We start from the raw sequence: 15,853 nt of genomic DNA on the forward strand, positions 1-15,853 counted from the left end.
CAGCCGTCCCCAACCCCACACTCAGATGTGCGCCCCAGCGCACGGTCGTGCGGACATATGCGGGACAATCGACGGCGTGACCTCTGCTACCCCTGGGCCCCAGATTCCGGCCGCCGCCGCCCCGGCCGCCACCGCCCGGCCCGGGTCGCGCCCGCGCCCCCGGCCCCGGCTCATCGCGACGGACCTGGACGGGACGCTGCTGCGCGACGACAAGACGGTCTCCGACCGCACGATCGCCGCGCTCGCCGCCGCCGAGGAGGCCGGGATCGAGGTCTTCTTCGTCACCGGCCGCCCGGCCCGCTGGATGGACGTCGTCAGCGCCCACGTCCACGGTCACGGCCTCGCCATCTGCGGCAACGGCGCGGCAGTCGTCGACCTGCACGGCGGCCCCGGCACCCACAGCTTCGTCAAGGTCCGCCCGATGGAGCGGGCGTGCGCGCTCGATGTCGTACGCAGGCTGCGCGCGGCCTCGCCGGGCACGTCCTTCGCCGTCGAGCGGACCGGGGGACTGCACCACGAGGAGACGTATCCGCCGCTCCACATGGAGCCCGGCGAGAGCGTCGCCCCCGCCGAGAAGCTCCTCGCCGAGAACCCCGGCGACCCCGCCGTCGCCGAGCAGCCCATTCTGAAGATCCTCGCCTTCCACCCCGAGGTCGCCCCCGACGACTTCCTGGTGACGGCCCGCGCGGCCATCGGCGACCGCGCCACGGTCACCCGCTCCAGCCCCAGCGCGCTCCTGGAGATCAGCGGCCCCGGCGTCTCCAAGGCCAGCACCCTGGAGCTGTGCTGCGCCGAGCGCGGCATCACCCCCGAGGAAGTCGTCGCCTTCGGAGACATGCCGAACGACATCGAGATGCTGACCTGGGCGGGTACGTCGTACGCGATGGGCAACGCCCACCCGGACGTCATCGCCGCCGCCTCCGGACGCACGGTGGCCAACAACGAGGACGGCGTCGCGGTCGTGATCGAGCGGATTCTGGCGGAGCGCCTGGACGACCGGGACGCGTGAGGACCGGCTAACCCCCGGCCCCCTTGAGCCGTACGCCCCTCTCCGCCAGCCACTTCCTGGGGTCGACCCCCGAACCGAAGTCCGGCGTGAGCCGAGTCTCGAAGTGCAGATGCGGCCCGGTCGAGTTGCCCGTCGTACCGGCCTGCCCGACCCACTGACCGGCGCGCACCTTGTCCCCCTGGTCGACGGTGACGGCCGCGAGATGCGCGTACTGCGTGAAGTAGCCGCCGCGATGCCGCACCACGACCTCGATGCCGAAGCCGCCGCCGCACGACACGCTCACCACCCGGCCCGCGCCGACCGACCGCACGGGCGCCCCGATGCCGACCGCGAAGTCCTGCCCGGTGTGCCGGCGCGCCCAGCGCTCACCGGCGCTGTCGAAGCCCGCGGAGAGTTCGTACTTCTTCACGGGCGCGACCCACGCGCGCGTGGAGGACGTTTTCGGCTGGGCCAGGCGCACGGCGCCCCGGCACTTCCCCGCGGCGACCGACCGGTCAGCCTCGCCCTGCAAGGCCCACCGCGCCGACTCCAGCTTCCGCTCGATGCCGCGCTTCAGCTTCGCCAGGCGTACGTTGCGCCGGTCAAGGGCGCGTCTGGCCCGGTCCGCGTCACGTTGGGCGGCCGCGAGCCGGGCTGCGGCCCGCTGCGTCTTGGCGACGGCGCTGTTGACGGCCAGGTCGGCCTGCCACATGGCCTGCTTGCCGCGCACCAGGGCGTCGGGGCTGTCGGCCAGGAGCAGCTGCGCGGTGTAGGGGAGCCCGCCGCCGGTGCGGTACTGGGCGCTGGCCAGCCGACCGAGGTCATCGTGGAGGACCCTTACGTGGCGGCGCTTCTTGGAGAGGAGTCGGTCCAGTTTCCGGACCTTCGCCTTCTGGAGGCGCGCCGCCCGCCGCCCCTCTTCGTAGCGGGCGGTCGCGAGGGAGGCCTCTTCGTAGAGCCGCGCCACATCGGCGCTCGCGCTCGGCCCCTCGGCGGCCGCGGCCGGGCCCGTCGCGAGGGCGGGCGTGAGCCCGAGCAGCACGCACAACAGCACCGGCACAGACAGGAGCGGGCGCGGGCGCGGACGACGGTGGCTCAGGGGCATGTCAGGGATCGTTGCCCCGCGCGGGGGCACGGTTCCTCCGGGGCTCCTGCACTCGGGGGCGCGATGCCCCCGTACGGCCCAGGCCCGTACCGCCGAACAGGGCTGCCGGGCGGCCCCGCCCGGATGTCAGGGCCCCCGCCCCGCCCGGCCGTCAGTAAGGCGCCTCCCACACCACCGTCGTACCGCCGCCGTCCTCGCCGATCCCGGGCCCGTACCAACTGTCGCCGCCCAACGACTCCGCCCGCCGCTTGAGGTTCTTCAGGCCGCTGCGCCGACCGCCCTCCGCGATGCCCACGCCGTCGTCGGCGACCGTCAGGCGCACGCCCTGGCGCCCATCGGGCAGCGACACCGTCGAGTCGACGACGACGTCGATACGGGCGGCTTGCGCGTGCCGGAAAGCGTTGGACAGGGCCTCGCGCAGGGCGGCGATGAGGTTCTTCCCGGTCAGCTCGCCGACCACGGTGTCCACGGGCCCCACGAAGTGGTGCGTGGGCTTGAAGCCGAGCGGTACGGCGGCCATGTTGATCTCACGGAGCACGCGCGTGCGCAGCCCCGACGGCGCCTCGGCCGGGCCCTGCTGGAGCGCGAAGATCGCCGTACGGATCTCCTGGATCGTCACGTCCAGCTCGTCGACGGCCTTGCCGACACCGACCTGCACCTCCGGCACGACGGACCTGCGCTGGGCGCTCTCCAGCATCATCCCGGTGGCGAAGAGGCGCTGGATGACGAGGTCGTGGAGGTCCCTCGCGATCCGGTCGCGGTCCTCGTACACCGCGAGCCGCTCCCGGTCCCGCTGCGCCTCGGCCATCATCAGCGCGAGCGCGGCCTGCGAGGCGAACTGGGCGGCGAGCGTCCGCTCGGCCTCGCTGAAAGGACGCGCCCCACGCGCGCGGGGCGTCACCAGCGTCCCCAGGACCCGGCCGTCGCTGTGCAGCGGCAGCATCATGACGGGCCCGTAGCGGCGGGCGAGGTCCGTCATCGCGCGGGGGTCGGTGGCCGCGTCGTCGATGAAGACCGCCTCGCCCTCGAGGAGTTGGGCGACGATGCGGCTCTCCGGAGGCACGACCATGCCCAGCGCCCCGGTGGGCTCGTCCGAGGAGACGGCGACGATCTCCATGCCGCCCTCCTCGTCGGGCAGCAGCACGATCCCGGCGGCCGAGTCCGCGAGGTGCCTCGCCTGCTCGGCGACGACGGCGAGGGCCTCCTCCGCGTCGCTGCCGGAGAGCAGGGCCGTGGTGACCGCCACGGAACCGTCGATCCAGCGTTCGCGCTGCTTGGCGGCTTCGTACAGGCGCGCGTTGCCGATGGCGATGCCGGCCTCCGTGGCGAGTACGCGCACCATGTGCACGTCGTAGTCGTTGAACTCGGCCCCGCCCCGCTTCTCGGTCAGATAGAGGTTGCCGAAGATCTCCCCCTGGACGCGGATGGGGACGCCGAGGAAGCTCCGCATGGGCGGGTGGTGGGCCGGGAAGCCGCAGGAGCGCGGGTCGGCGGAGAGATCGGCGAGGCGCAGCGTCCTCGGCTGGTGGATGAGGGCGCCGAGGAGCCCCTTGTGGCCGTCGGGCAGCCGCCCGATCCGTTCGGCGGTCCGCTCGTCGATGCCGTGGTAGACGAACTCGGAGAGTCCCTTGCCGTCTTCGGAGACGACGCCGATCGCGGCGTAGTGGGCGTCGGCGAGTTCGGCGGCGGTCTCGCAGATGCGGTCGAGGGTGGTGTGGAGTTCGAGCCCGGTGCCGACCGACCGCATGGCTTCGAGCAGCTGCGGCACCCGCGAGGTCAGCTCGGGCGAGAGCCCCTGGAGGCCGCGGGTCGCCCGCACCGCCGAGCCCGCCGAGTCCGGTGTGCGGTCGGGGAGCGGGGAGTCGGCGGAGGCCGAGGGTACTGACATGTCTTTGAGCCTAGTTAGTCCTATTTGCAGGGGAAAGTCGAGGCTCCGGAGGCAGCTCCTGTAAGGCTCAGCCCACGCTCAGCAGATCCGCCGCCCGCTCCACCTCCAGCATCCGCCGCAGCGGGCCCTCCACCGCCGCCAGTTCCTCGTACGTGCCGCGCTGCGCCACCCGCCCCGCGTCGAGGACGAGCACCTCGTCCACCGCGTCGAGCCCGGCGAGGCGGTGCGTGATGAGCAGCGTCGTACGGCCCTCCGTCGCGGCGAGCAGGTCTGCCGTGAGGGCGTCCGCGGTCGGCAGGTCGAGATGCTCGGCGGGCTCGTCGAGCACCAGGACGGGGAAGTCCGCGAGCAGCGCGCGGGCGAGCGCGAGGCGTTGACGCTGCCCTCCGGAGAGCCGCGCTCCATGCTCGCCGACCAGCGTGTCGAGCCCGTCGGGCAGGGAATCGACCCAGCCGTCGAGCCGGGCCCGCTCCAGCGCGCCGCGCAGCTCCCCGTCCGTGGCGTCCTTCTTGGCGAGCAGCAGGTTCTCGCGCACCGAGCTGTCGAAGAGGTGCGCGTCCTGGGCACACAGCCCGACCATGGCGCGCACGGTGTCGCCGTCCAGCGCGGCCGCGTCCGTGCCTCCGAGCGTGTACGTCCCTTCGTACGAGCCCAGGAAGCGCAGCAGCACCTGCGCGAGCGTCGTCTTGCCGGAACCGGAGGGGCCGACCACCGCGATCCGCCGCCCCCGCTCCAGCGTCAGGCCGACGCCCGCGAGCGCGTCCCCCGCCTGGCCTCCGTGCCGTGCGCGCAGTCCCTCGACTCGCAGCGGGAAAGGTGTGGGCGGCGCCTCGGCGGGCGCGGCGGGCTCCGGTACGGGCTCGGGCGCGTCCAGGACCTCGTGGACCCGCTCGGCGCTCTTCCTGACCCGCTGGCGGTACCGCACGGCGAGCGGCAGCCCGAGGACCGCCTCGAACGCGGCGAGCGGCGTGAGGACGACCACGGCGAGGGCGATCCCGCCGAGCCGCCCGTCCTGCACAGCCCGCACTCCGACGAGCGCGGCCGCGGCCACGGTCAGGCCGGTGACGAGCGCGCCGAGACCGTCGCCGAGCGCGGTGGCGGTGGCGCCCCGGGAGGCGATCCGCGTCAGCTCGGCGTCGGCCTCCCTCGCCTTGGCCGTACGACGCTTCAGCGCGCCCGCGACGGTCAACTCCGCGGTCCCGGTGAGCAGGTCCGCCACGCGCGTGGCGAGCACCCCGCGCGCGGGAGCCAGCTTCCGCTCCGTGCGGCGCGCCACGGCACCGCTCAGCACCGGCACCCCGACGCCCGCCGCGAGCAGCCCGGCGGCGAGCACCGCGCCCGCCTCGGGCAGCAGCCAGGCGGTGAAGCCAACGGCTCCCACGCTCACCACGGCCGCGGCGGACGCGGGCAGCAGCCAGCGCAGCCAGTAGTCCTGGAAGGCGTCGACATCGGCGACCAGGCGGGAGAGGAGGTCACCCCGGCGGGTGGTGCGCAGCCCGGCCGGGGCGAGCCGCTCCAGGCGTCGGTAGACGGCGACGCGGGTGTCGGCGAGCATGCGCAGCACGGCGTCGTGCGAGACGAGCCGCTCGGCGTAGCGGAAGACGGCGCGGCCGATGCCGAAGGCGCGGGTCGCCGTCACGGCGATCATCAGATACATCACCGGGGGCTGCTCCGAGGCCCGGGATATGAGCCACCCGGACGTGGCCATGAGCCCTACGGCACTGCCCAGCGCGAGACTGCCGAGCAGCAGGGCGAGCGCCAGCTGCCCCCACCTGGCCCGCGCGGCTTCCCGCACCCGGGCCAGGGCCCCGCCCTGGAAGCGCGAAGCTGCCGAGCCGCGCGGCGGCAAGGGGTCACCGGGGGCGCCGGTGGCCGCGGAGGCGCCGGTGGTCCCAGCGACCCCGGTGATCCCAGCCGTCCCGGTTACCCCAGCCGTCCCGGAGGCCTCGGAGACCCCAGTAACCCCAAAGCCACCCTCCGCCCCGCATCCCCCAGACCGGCCCGCCTCAAGCCGCACCACCCGGTCCGCGACGGCCAGCAGCGCCGGCCTGTGCACGACCAGCAGTACGGTCCGCCCCACCGCCAGGCGCCGAACCGCCTCCACGACCCCCGCCTCGGTCCCCCCGTCGAGCGCCGCCGTCGGCTCGTCGAGCAGCACCACGGGCCGGTCGGCGAGGAACGCCCGCGCCAGCGCGAGCCGTTGCCGCTGCCCCGCGGAGAGCCCGGCCCCGTCCTCCCCGAGCGCGGTCCCGGCACCGGCGGGCAGCGCGTCCACGAACTCCAGCGCCCCCGCGTCCCGAAGGGCCTGCCGCAGCTGCGCGTCGGACGCCTCGGGCCGCGCGAGTCGTACGTTCTCGGCGATGGTCCCGGCGAAGAGGTGCGGCCGCTGCGGCACCCACGCGATCCGCTCGCGCCAAAGCTCGGGGGAGACCTCCGCGAGGTCGACGCCCCCCACGCACACCCGCCCCTCGGTGGGCCGCACGAACCCGAGCACCACGTTCAGGAGGGTCGACTTGCCCACCCCGCTCGGCCCGACGAGCGCCACGGTCTCCCCGGGCGCCACCTCGAAGGAGGCCCCGGAGACCGCATCCGACGTCCGCCCCGGATACCGGACCGTCACGCCCTCCACGCTGAGTACGCCCGAGGGCGCCGTCCCCGTCCCGGCGGCCGGCACCGGTGTCTCGAGGACCTCGAAGATCTCCTCGGCGGCGGCGAGCCCCTCCGCCGCCGCGTGGTACTGCGCCCCGACCTGGCGCAGCGGCAGATAGGCCTCCGGCGCCAGGATGAGGATGACGAGACCGTCGTACAGCTCCATCTCGCCGTGCACGAGCCGCATGCCGATGGTCACCGCGACCAGCGCGACCGAGATCGTGGCGAGGAGTTCCAGGGCGAAGGAGGAGAGGAAGGCGATGCGCAGCGTCCGCATCGTCGCCCGGCGGTACTCGCCGGTTATCTTCCGGATCGACTCGGCCTGCGCCTTGGCGCGGCCGAAGACCTTCAGGGTGGGCAGGCCAGCCACGACGTCGAGGAAGTGGCCCGAGAGCCGCGAGAGCAGCCGCCACTGACGGTCCATCCGGCTCTGTGTCGCCCAGCCGATCAGGATCATGAAGACCGGGATCAGGGGAAGCGTCACGACGATGATCGCCGCCGAGACCCAGTCCTCGGTGACGATGCGGGCGAGCACCGCCACCGGCACCACCACCGCGAGCCCCAGCTGCGGCAGATAGCGGGAGAAGTAGTCGTCGAGCGCGTCCACGCCACGCGTCGCGAGCGAGACCAGCGAGCCGGTCCGCTGCCCGCTCAACCACCCCGGCCCCAGCTCACCCGCCCGGTCGAGGAGCCGCCCCCGCAGCTCGGACTTGACCGCCGCGCTCGCCCGGTGCGCGGCGAGTTCGGTCAGCCAGGAGACGAGCCCCCGCCCCGCCGCGACCAGGGCGAGCAGCACCAGCGGCGTGCCCAGGTCGGCGACGGAGAGGTCCTGCTGGAAGGCGCCCACCACGATCTCGGCGATGAGCATCGCCTGCCCGATGACCAGGGCCGCCCCGACCAGCCCCAGTGCCACCACCGCGACGAGGAAGAAGCGGGTGGCGCGGGCGTACCGGAGCAGACGCGGATCGATTGGTTTCACGTGAAACACACCCTCCGGGCAACCACGGGAACGTCAGAAGCTAGTGCGCGGCGTCGGCGATGTGCTGCGTACCGATCCGCTTGCGGAACACCCAGTACGTCCACCCCTGGTAGAGCATCACCACAGGCGCCGCGATGACCGCGCACCAGGTCATGATCTTCAGGGTGTACGGGCTGGACGAGGCGTTGGTGACCGTCAGGCTCCACTCCTCGTTCAGCGACGACGGCATGACGTTCGGGAAGAGCGTCAGGAAGAGCATCGCGACGGCCGCCGCGATCGTGATCCCCGACAACGCGAACGACCAGCCCTCGCGCCCCGCCTTGATCGCCCCGATGGCGCCGAGCAGCGCGACCACCGCCACGATCATCGCGACGAGGCTCTTGCCGTCCCCGTTGTCCGCCTGGGTCCAGAGCAGGAAGCCGAGCGCGAGTACCGCGGTGACGAGCCCGAGGCCAAGGGCGAGCTTCCGCGCCCGCACCCGGATGTCGCCGACCGTCTTGAGCGAGGCGAAGACCGCGCCGTGGAAGGTGAACAGCGTCAGGGTGACCAGGCCGCCCAGGATCGCGTACGGGTTGAGCAGGTCTCCGAAGGAGCCCACGTACTCCTTGTGGGCGTCGATCTTGACGCCGCGCGTGATGTTCGCGAAGGCCACGCCCCACATCACCGCCGGGATCAGCGAGGTCCAGAAGATCGCGTGCTCCCAGTTGGTCTGCCAGCGCTCCTCGGGCCGCTTGGCGCGGTACTCGAAGGCGACACCGCGCACGATCAGGCAGAGCAGGATGATGAGCAGCGGCAGATAGAAGCCGGAGAAGAGCGTCGCGTACCACTCGGGGAAGGCGGCGAAGGTCGCGCCGCCCGCCGTGAGCAGCCACACCTCGTTGCCGTCCCAGACGGGGCCGATGGTGTTGATGAGGACCCGCTTCTCGACCCGGTCGCGGGCGAGCAGCTTGGTCAGCACGCCGATCCCGAAGTCGAAGCCCTCCAGGAAGAAGTAGCCGATCCACAGAACGGCGATCAGTACGAACCAGATGTCGTGGAGTTCCATGTCCTGAGCGCTCCTTCCTTCAGTACGAGAAGGCCATGGGCCGGTCGGCGTCGTCGTCGGCGTCGGAGTCCGAGCCCTTGCCGGAGCCGGGGCCCGGACCGCCGATCTTGGTGGGCGGGTTGAGGTCCGCCTCGGTCAGCTCGGGCGGCCCCTGCCTGACGTACTTGAGCAGCAGCTTCACCTCGATCACGGCGAGGATCGCGTAGATGAGCGTGAACCCGATCAGCGAGGTGAGCACCTCACCCTGCGAGACGCCGGGGGAGACCGCGTCCCTGGTGCGCAGCACTCCGTAGACCACCCAGGGCTGGCGTCCCGTCTCGGTGAAGATCCAGCCCCAGGCGGTGCCGATGAGGGGGAAGATCAGCGTCCACTGCGAGAGCCGCCACCACCACGAACCGAGCTTCGGCGAAAGCTCCTTGTTCTTGGTGAGCATGAGCTTCGGCACCTCGTCCGCGCCGGTGCGGTGCTCCGGGGCGAGCCAGAACTTCCTGCGCGTCAGCCACAGGCCCGCCGTGCACAGGGCCATCGAGACCCCGCCGAAGCCGATCATCCAGCGGTACGACCAGTAGGCGGTGGGGATGTTGGGCCGGTAGTCGCCGGGCCCGAACTTCTCCTGCGCCTCCTTGTTGAGGTCGTTGATGCCGGGGATCTCGGCGCTGAAGTTGTTCTTGGCGAGGAAGGAGAGGACTCCGGGGACCTCGATGGCGACCTTGTTGTGGCCCTCGGCGACATCGCCGTACGCGAAGATCGAGAAGGGCGCCGGCTTCTCCGACTCCCAGAGCGCCTCGGCGGCCGACATCTTCATCGGCTGCTGCTCGTACATGACCTTGCCGAGGGTGTCGGCGCTGACCACGGTGAGCAGGGTGCCGACGAAGGCGGTGACCAGGCCGAGCCGCATCGACATGCGCATGGTGCGGATGTGCCGCTTCTTGCGCAGGTGGACGATGGCGATGCCGGTCATGAAGGCGCCGCCGACCAGGATGGCCGCCGAGATGACGTGGAAGAAGTTGACCAGCGTCGTCTCCTGGAAGAGCACCTTCGCGAAGTCCGTCAGCTCCGCGCGCTTGGTGCCGTCCCGCTCCACGATCCTGTAGCCGACCGGGTGCTGCATAAAGGCGTTCGCGGCGATGATGAAGTACGCCGACAGGATGGTGCCGATCGAGACGATCCAGATCGTGGCGCAGTGCAGCTTCTTCGGCAGCTTGTCCCAGCCGAAGATCCACAGGCCGATGAAGGTCGACTCGAAGAAGAAGGCGATCAAGGCCTCGAAGGCGAGCGGCGCGCCGAAGACGTCACCGACGAAGCGCGAGTAGTCGGACCAGTTCATGCCGAACTGGAACTCCTGGACGATGCCGGTGACGACACCCATCGCGATGTTGATCAGGAACAGCTTTCCCCAGAACTTCGTCGCCCTGAGGTAGTGCTCCTTGCCCGTCCGCACCCACGCCGTCTCGAGGATCGCCGTCAGGGCGGCCAGCGAGATCGTCAGGGGGACGAACAGGAAGTGGTAGACGGTCGTGATGCCGAACTGCCATCGCGCCAGAGTCTCCGGCGCCAGAGCCAGGTCCACTGCGTCTCTCCTTACTCGCCGTAGCCATCGCGGCAATTACCCCTGTATGTCCCACCGATCTCCGGAGGAACCGGGACGCGCTTGTGAACGCGTTCACATTCACAAGCATTATGTCGTACTGGCTGTCGGCACCCAAACGGGGGTCCCCCCTTACCGGCGGGAACGCGAGGTTCCCGAGAGGGGCCTTCCCAAGAACTTCAACATATTGTTGAATCCGCCGCATGCAGACAGAGCAGCACCAGCTACGGATACGCGTCTCCTGGCCCGCCGGGCATCTCACGGCGACGCTCAAGGACACCCCAACCGCCCGGGCCCTGGAGAAGGTCCTGCCGCTCGCCGCCTCCGCCCACACCTGGGGCGAGGAGGTCTACTTCGACACAGGCGTGAGCGTGCCGCGCGAGGCCGGCGCCCGGGAGGTCGTCGAGCCGGGCACGGTCGCCTTCTGGCCCGACGGCGACGCCCTCGCCCTCCCCTACGGCCCCACGCCGATCTCGCGGGGCGACGAGTGCCGCCTCGCGAGCCCGTGCAACGTCCTCGGCCGGATCGACCAGGACCCGGACCTCCTGTCGACCGTGCGCGACGGCGACCCGGTCCGGGTCGAACTCCTCACCGACTGAGGGCTGAGAGCTGAGGGCGGCCCCCACCCTCGCGAAGCGCCTCCGCTAAAGCTCCTTGCGGAACGCCTCCGCCGCCGCCAGGAAGACGTCATTGGCCTCGGTCTCCCCGATCGTGGCCCGCATCCCCTCGCCCGCGAACGGCCGCACGACCACGCCGGCCCGCTCGCACGCCGCCGCGAAGTCGGTCGTACGGTCCCCGAGCCGCAGCCACACGAAGTTCGCCTGCGTCTCGGGCACCGTCCAGCCCTGGCCGCGCAGCGCCTCGACCACCCGCGTGCGCTCGGCGACCAGCGAGCCGACGCGGCCCATCAGTTCGTCCTCGGCCCGCAGCGAGGCCACCGCGGCGTCCTGCGCGAGCTGGCTCACGCCGAAGGGCACCGCCGTCTTGCGCAGCGCGGCGGCCACCGGCTCATGGGCCACCGCGAAGCCGACGCGCAGCCCCGCGAGCCCGTACGCCTTGGAGAACGTCCGAAGGACACAGACGTTCGGACGCTCGCGGTAGATCTCGATGCCGTCCGGGACCTCGGGATCGCGGATGAACTCGCGGTAAGCCTCGTCGAGCACGACCAGAACATCGCTCGGCACCCGGTCGAGGAAGCGCTCCAGCTCGGCCCTGCGGACCACGGTGCCGGTGGGGTTGTTGGGGTTGCAGACAAAGATGAGGCGGGTGCGGTCGGTAATGGCGTCGGCCATCGCGTCCAGGTCGTGGACCTCGCCCTCCGTCAGCGGCACCCGCACCGACGTCGCGCCGCTGACCTGCGTGATGATCGGGTACGCCTCGAAGGAGCGCCACGCGTAGATGACCTCGTCACCCGGGCCCGAGGTGGCCTGGAGCAGCTGCTGGGCGACGCCCACCGAGCCGGTGCCGGTGGCGATGTGCGAGACGGGCACGCCGAAGCGGTCCGCCAGTTCACTCATCAGGGCCGTGCACGCCATGTCGGGGTAGCGGTTGAAGGACCCGGCCGCGGCTAGCGCGCTCTCCATCACGCCGGGGAGCGGCGGGTAGGGGTTCTCGTTGGAGGACAGCTTGTAGGCCACCGGACCGTCGGCCGCGGCGGGCTTGCCCGGCTTGTAGGTGGGAATACCCTCCAGCTCGGCGCGCAGCCTCGGGCTCTTCTCGCTCACCGCAGTCCTCCTCGTACCAGTGCCAGAACAGTTCGAATACTGCTCACCTTATGAGGATTCGCCGCCGGTGCGAACGGCCTCGCGAGATCCGAGGGCACGCCGGGCCGGGGGAGCGCCCGTGCTCCCCCGTGCGCCGGTGGCTCGCTCCGTGGCGCGCGTCCCCCGTGAAGGTGAGTTGAGACCTCTTCGAGACCTACCGCATTCGACACGCCCGCGCAGGACGATCAGGGGCAGCCATTGCCCGCACCCTCAACTGCCTGACATTCCATGGTCATTGACCAGTCAACGCCATGCAGAAACGTGCCTGTCAACGAGTGAATATGCGTCCGCGCTACCCACCCCCATGAGCCCTACTATCGGCTCGCCATGACAGCAGCAGGGAAGCACCAGGTGAGCCGAGCGGAGACCGCCCGCCGGGGCAACCGGCAGAACAGAGCGGGGATCAGAGACGTCGCCGCCGCCGCCGGTGTCTCCATCACGACTGTCTCCGACGCCCTCAACGGCAAGGGGCGGCTGCCCGATGCCACCCGACGCCATGTCCGCGAGGTCGCGGAGCGGCTGGGCTATCGCCCGTCCGCAGCGGCCCGAACCCTCCGTACCGGCAAGTCGGGCCTGATCGGCCTGACCGTGACGACGTACGGGGATGAACCTTTCACCTTCACCGAGTTCGCCTATTTCGCGGAGATGGCCAGAGCCGCCACCTCCGCCGCCCTCGCCCGGGGCTACGCCCTGGTCATCCTCCCCGCCACCTCGCGCCGCAGCCCGGTCGACGTGTGGTCGAACGTCGCTCTGGACGGCACCGTCGTCATCGACCCCTCCGACCACGACCCGGTCGTGAGCGAGCTGGTCAGACAGGGTCTGCCGGTGGTCTCCGACGGCCGCCCGGCGGGCTCGCTGCCCGTCACCGCCTGGGTCGACAACGACCACGAGGCCGCGGTCCTGGGGATCCTCGACCACCTCGCGGCCGCCGGCGCCCGCCGGATCGGCCTGCTCACCGGCACCACCACGGACACCTACACCCATCTCTCCACGACCGCGTATCTGCGCTGGTGCGAGCGGGTGGGGCAGGACCCCGTCTACGAGTCCTATCCCGCGCACGACCCGTGCGCGGGCGCCGTCGCCGCCGACCGGCTGCTCGCCCGGCCCGACCGGCCCGACGCCGTCTACGGTCTCTTCGACCCCAACGGCACCGACCTGCTCGCCGCCGCCCGGCGGTACGGCCTGCGCGTCCCCGACGACCTGCTGCTCGTCTGCTGCAGCGAGTCCACGGTGTACGCCACCACGGAACCGCCCATCACCACGCTCTCCCTCAAGCCGCGCCGCATCGGCACGGCCGTCGTACAGCTCCTCATCGACGCCATCGAGGGCCTCGACTCGGGGCGCCCCGTCGAGCAGGTGATACCGACCGAACTGATCGTGCGCACCTCGTCCGAGCGACGTCCGCCGCGCACGACGGTCAGCCCGCCGCGCTCCTCGGGCTCCGGCTGACCCCGACGATCCCGGGCAGAGGTGTGCCAACAGGCCACGATCAACGGGGAAACCTCTGCCCAATTCGGGAGAAAACCTCGGTGAACCGGCGCCGGGGACCGATTCACCACCCCTGGTGCACCACACAGCGGGAGCCGCATTCCTATGATGGGCGGACGACACCGCGAGCCGCTGCGACCAGGCAGTCCGTTCTCGGTGCAGATGCGGCGCAATGGTGGTGGAGGGGTCGATGACTCAGGGGGCCGGTCAGGGACCCGATGTGCGGACGGCGACGCTGCGCGACTTCCGCGTACCCGCGTACGTCCATGAGACCGCCGGCCCCGCCGAGGTGAGCCCCGGGCCCCCGGTCCCGGCACCGGGCGAGGTGCCGGACGACGGCTACACCCCGACCCAGCGCGACCTCCCCGTCATCAACCGCGGGGACACCGTGCAGGTGCAGGTCATGCCGGAGCCCCCGCAGCCGCGGCCGAGCGACGAGCACGGCCCGCTGTTCGTCGTCGGCGACGTCCACGGCTATCTGGACGAGCTCGTCGCGGCCCTCCACGAGCAGGGCCTCATCGACGCCGAGGGCAACTGGGCCGCGGGTAACGCGCGCCTGTGGTTCCTCGGCGACTTCACCGACCGCGGGCCCGACGGGATCGGCGTCATCGACCTCGTGATGCGCCTGTCCGCCGAGGCCGCGGCCGCCGGTGGCTACTGCAAGGCCCTCATGGGCAACCACGAGCTGCTCCTGCTCGGCGCCAAGCGCTTCGGCGACACGCCCGTCAACTCCGGGGCGGGCACCGCCACCTTCCAGGCGGCCTGGTTGCTCAACGGCGGCCAGAAGACCGACATGGAGCGCCTCGAGGACCACCACCTCCAGTGGATGGCCCGCCTGGACGCCATGGAGGAGGCCGACGGCCACCTCCTCGTGCACTCCGACACGACCGCCTATCTGGATTACGGCGACTCGATCGAGGCAGTGAACGACACCATCCGCGAGACCCTCACGCGCAACGACGCCGACGAATGCTGGGATCTCTTCCGCAAGTTCACCAAGCGCTTCGCCTTCCGCGACGAGTCCGGCCCCTCGGCCGTACGCGAACTCCTGGACATGTACGGCGGCACACGCATCGTCCACGGCCACAGCCCCATCCCCTACCTCCTGGGTGACGTCGGCTCCGAGGACGAATCGGACGGTGGCGGCCCGGTCATCGAGGGCCCGCACGTCTACGCCGACGGTCTGGCCATCGCGATGGACGGCGGAGTGACCATGGCCGGAAAGCTGCTGGTCTGCCAACTCCCCCTGGGTATCTGAGCGTTAGCTGGGCAGGCGCCCCTTTACAGGATCACGTCGGCCAGGGGGGCCAATTCTGGAAACCCCCTGTCACCGCGTGCCGTCACGGCTCTACCATCGGCTTATCCGTAGCAGGCTCCCCTCCGTTTCTGCCCGACGGCTCGTAGCCATGCGAGCCTTAGCCCTACGGAGCATCGGGGGATGCACATGAACAGCGCTCCACACCTGCTCAATGAGGACCGCCCCGAGTACGAGCGGATCCTCGACGAGGCGCTGCGCACCGCACCGGACCGACCTGAACTCGCCGCAGTGGGCCAGCGGCTCAACACCGAACAACTGCGCACCATGGCCCTGAACGCGACAGCACTGATCACGGCCGCCGCAGCGGCCGAGTACGCGCACTACGTGAAGGTTCGCGAGGAGTTGCGCGAACCTCGACCGTCCTCCACCTCGATTCGCGAAGGCAGCGGACAGAGCGCCGCGGAGTCCGGCTCCGGTGGCGTCGGTCTCGCCACGACGATGGGCGAGGTCGCCGAGCCGGCGGCCGCGGCGGGCGCCGGAGCGGTCGCCGTCGTCGCGGTCCTCGCACCTGTCCTCGCGGGCACGGCCGCCGCGATCTTCCTGCTCGTCGGCTACATCCTGAAGATGCTCGACCCCGAGCCCGCCTTCGCGGACACCATGCTCACGGCGGGCTGGCTGTTCGGCGCGCTCACCGCCGCGGGCATCCTGGTCGGCGGGATCGGTCTGCTCCTGACCGCCCTGCGCAACGGCTCCACCTCGCTCCCCGCGGGACTCCACGGCGAGCGGCACGAGGAGGTCTCCCGCGCCAGGGAGGCCTGGGGACGCGCCCTCCTCGAGCGGGGCGTCGTGCCCTTCCTCCGGGAGGCGCTGACGGCTCCGGGCGCGGCGCCGGCCACCCGCACGCCGTCGCAGGCGCCCGGCCGCATGCCCCAACTCGGCTACAACCGCCCGGGCTTCAGCAGCCCGGACGGCGGCCAGGCGGGGTCACGGCCGAGCTACTCGAGCCCGGACTTCTCCAGCCCGGACTTCGGCGGGCCCGATCACAAGCCGGAGTAGGCCGGGGTGTCCGCAGAGCCGTCGCGGCGCTCTGCGGACACCCCGC

11 protein-coding genes are annotated in these 15,853 nt (G+C 71.5%); 5 read left to right on the plus strand and 6 right to left on the minus strand.

Annotation, left to right across the window (positions count from 1 at the left end):
• Nucleotides 1-76: 76 nt before the first annotated feature.
• Entirely contained in the window at nucleotides 77-1,009 is a 933-nt protein-coding gene (locus DMA15_RS18365; protein WP_240659847.1) for a Cof-type HAD-IIB family hydrolase, read from the plus strand.
• A gap of 7 nt (nucleotides 1,010-1,016) precedes the next feature.
• On the opposite strand, the gene DMA15_RS18370 is transcribed toward DMA15_RS18365, so the two are convergent.
• The 5 genes from DMA15_RS18370 to DMA15_RS18390 form a co-directional block, all read right to left on the minus strand.
• Nucleotides 1,017-2,093 (minus strand): peptidoglycan DD-metalloendopeptidase family protein, encoded by a 1,077-nt coding sequence (locus tag DMA15_RS18370; RefSeq protein ID WP_125513894.1) that lies wholly within the window; start codon nucleotides 2,091-2,093, stop codon nucleotides 1,017-1,019.
• Nucleotides 2,094-2,244: 151 nt separating this feature from the next.
• Nucleotides 2,245-3,981, minus strand: coding sequence for a GAF domain-containing protein (locus tag DMA15_RS18375; RefSeq protein WP_240659848.1), 1,737 nt, complete (start codon nucleotides 3,979-3,981; stop codon nucleotides 2,245-2,247).
• A gap of 67 nt (nucleotides 3,982-4,048) precedes the next feature.
• Entirely contained in the window at nucleotides 4,049-7,609 is a 3,561-nt protein-coding gene (gene cydD, locus DMA15_RS18380) for a thiol reductant ABC exporter subunit CydD (protein WP_125513895.1), read from the minus strand.
• Between the two features lie 40 nt (nucleotides 7,610-7,649).
• The gene (gene cydB / locus DMA15_RS18385; RefSeq protein WP_125513896.1) at nucleotides 7,650-8,654 is read right to left on the minus strand and encodes a cytochrome d ubiquinol oxidase subunit II; all 1,005 of its coding nucleotides are present in this window, start codon (nucleotides 8,652-8,654) and stop codon (nucleotides 7,650-7,652) included.
• A gap of 19 nt (nucleotides 8,655-8,673) precedes the next feature.
• Nucleotides 8,674-10,224: a cytochrome ubiquinol oxidase subunit I gene (locus DMA15_RS18390; protein ID WP_125513897.1), complete on the minus strand. Its 1,551-nt coding sequence runs from the start codon at nucleotides 10,222-10,224 to the stop codon at nucleotides 8,674-8,676.
• 221 nt (nucleotides 10,225-10,445) lie between these two features.
• On the opposite strand from DMA15_RS18390, the gene DMA15_RS18395 reads away from it, so the two are divergent.
• Nucleotides 10,446-10,841 (plus strand): cyclophilin-like fold protein, encoded by a 396-nt coding sequence (locus tag DMA15_RS18395; protein WP_125513898.1) that lies wholly within the window; start codon nucleotides 10,446-10,448, stop codon nucleotides 10,839-10,841.
• A 45-nt stretch (nucleotides 10,842-10,886) separates the two neighbouring features.
• Here DMA15_RS18395 and hisC read toward each other — a convergent pair whose 3' ends face one another.
• Nucleotides 10,887-11,966, minus strand: a complete 1,080-nt coding sequence (gene hisC, locus DMA15_RS18400) for a histidinol-phosphate transaminase (RefSeq protein ID WP_125513899.1) — start codon at nucleotides 11,964-11,966, stop codon at nucleotides 10,887-10,889.
• A gap of 366 nt (nucleotides 11,967-12,332) precedes the next feature.
• On the opposite strand from hisC, the gene DMA15_RS18405 reads away from it, so the two are divergent.
• The 3 genes from DMA15_RS18405 (at nucleotide 12,333) to DMA15_RS18415 (ending at nucleotide 15,807) form a co-directional block, all read left to right on the plus strand.
• Nucleotides 12,333-13,454: a LacI family DNA-binding transcriptional regulator gene (locus tag DMA15_RS18405; RefSeq protein WP_125513900.1), complete on the plus strand. Its 1,122-nt coding sequence runs from the start codon at nucleotides 12,333-12,335 to the stop codon at nucleotides 13,452-13,454.
• A gap of 229 nt (nucleotides 13,455-13,683) precedes the next feature.
• On the plus strand, nucleotides 13,684-14,751 hold the full coding sequence (locus DMA15_RS18410) for a metallophosphoesterase (RefSeq protein WP_125513901.1): 1,068 nt from the start codon (nucleotides 13,684-13,686) through the stop codon (nucleotides 14,749-14,751).
• A gap of 180 nt (nucleotides 14,752-14,931) precedes the next feature.
• Nucleotides 14,932-15,807 (plus strand): hypothetical protein, encoded by an 876-nt coding sequence (locus DMA15_RS18415; RefSeq protein WP_125513902.1) that lies wholly within the window; start codon nucleotides 14,932-14,934, stop codon nucleotides 15,805-15,807.
• Nucleotides 15,808-15,853: the final 46 nt, after the last annotated feature.

The organism is Streptomyces sp. WAC 01529 (assembly GCF_003945545.1).
Taxonomy (GTDB): Bacteria; Actinomycetota; Actinomycetes; order Streptomycetales; family Streptomycetaceae; genus Streptomyces; species Streptomyces anatolicus.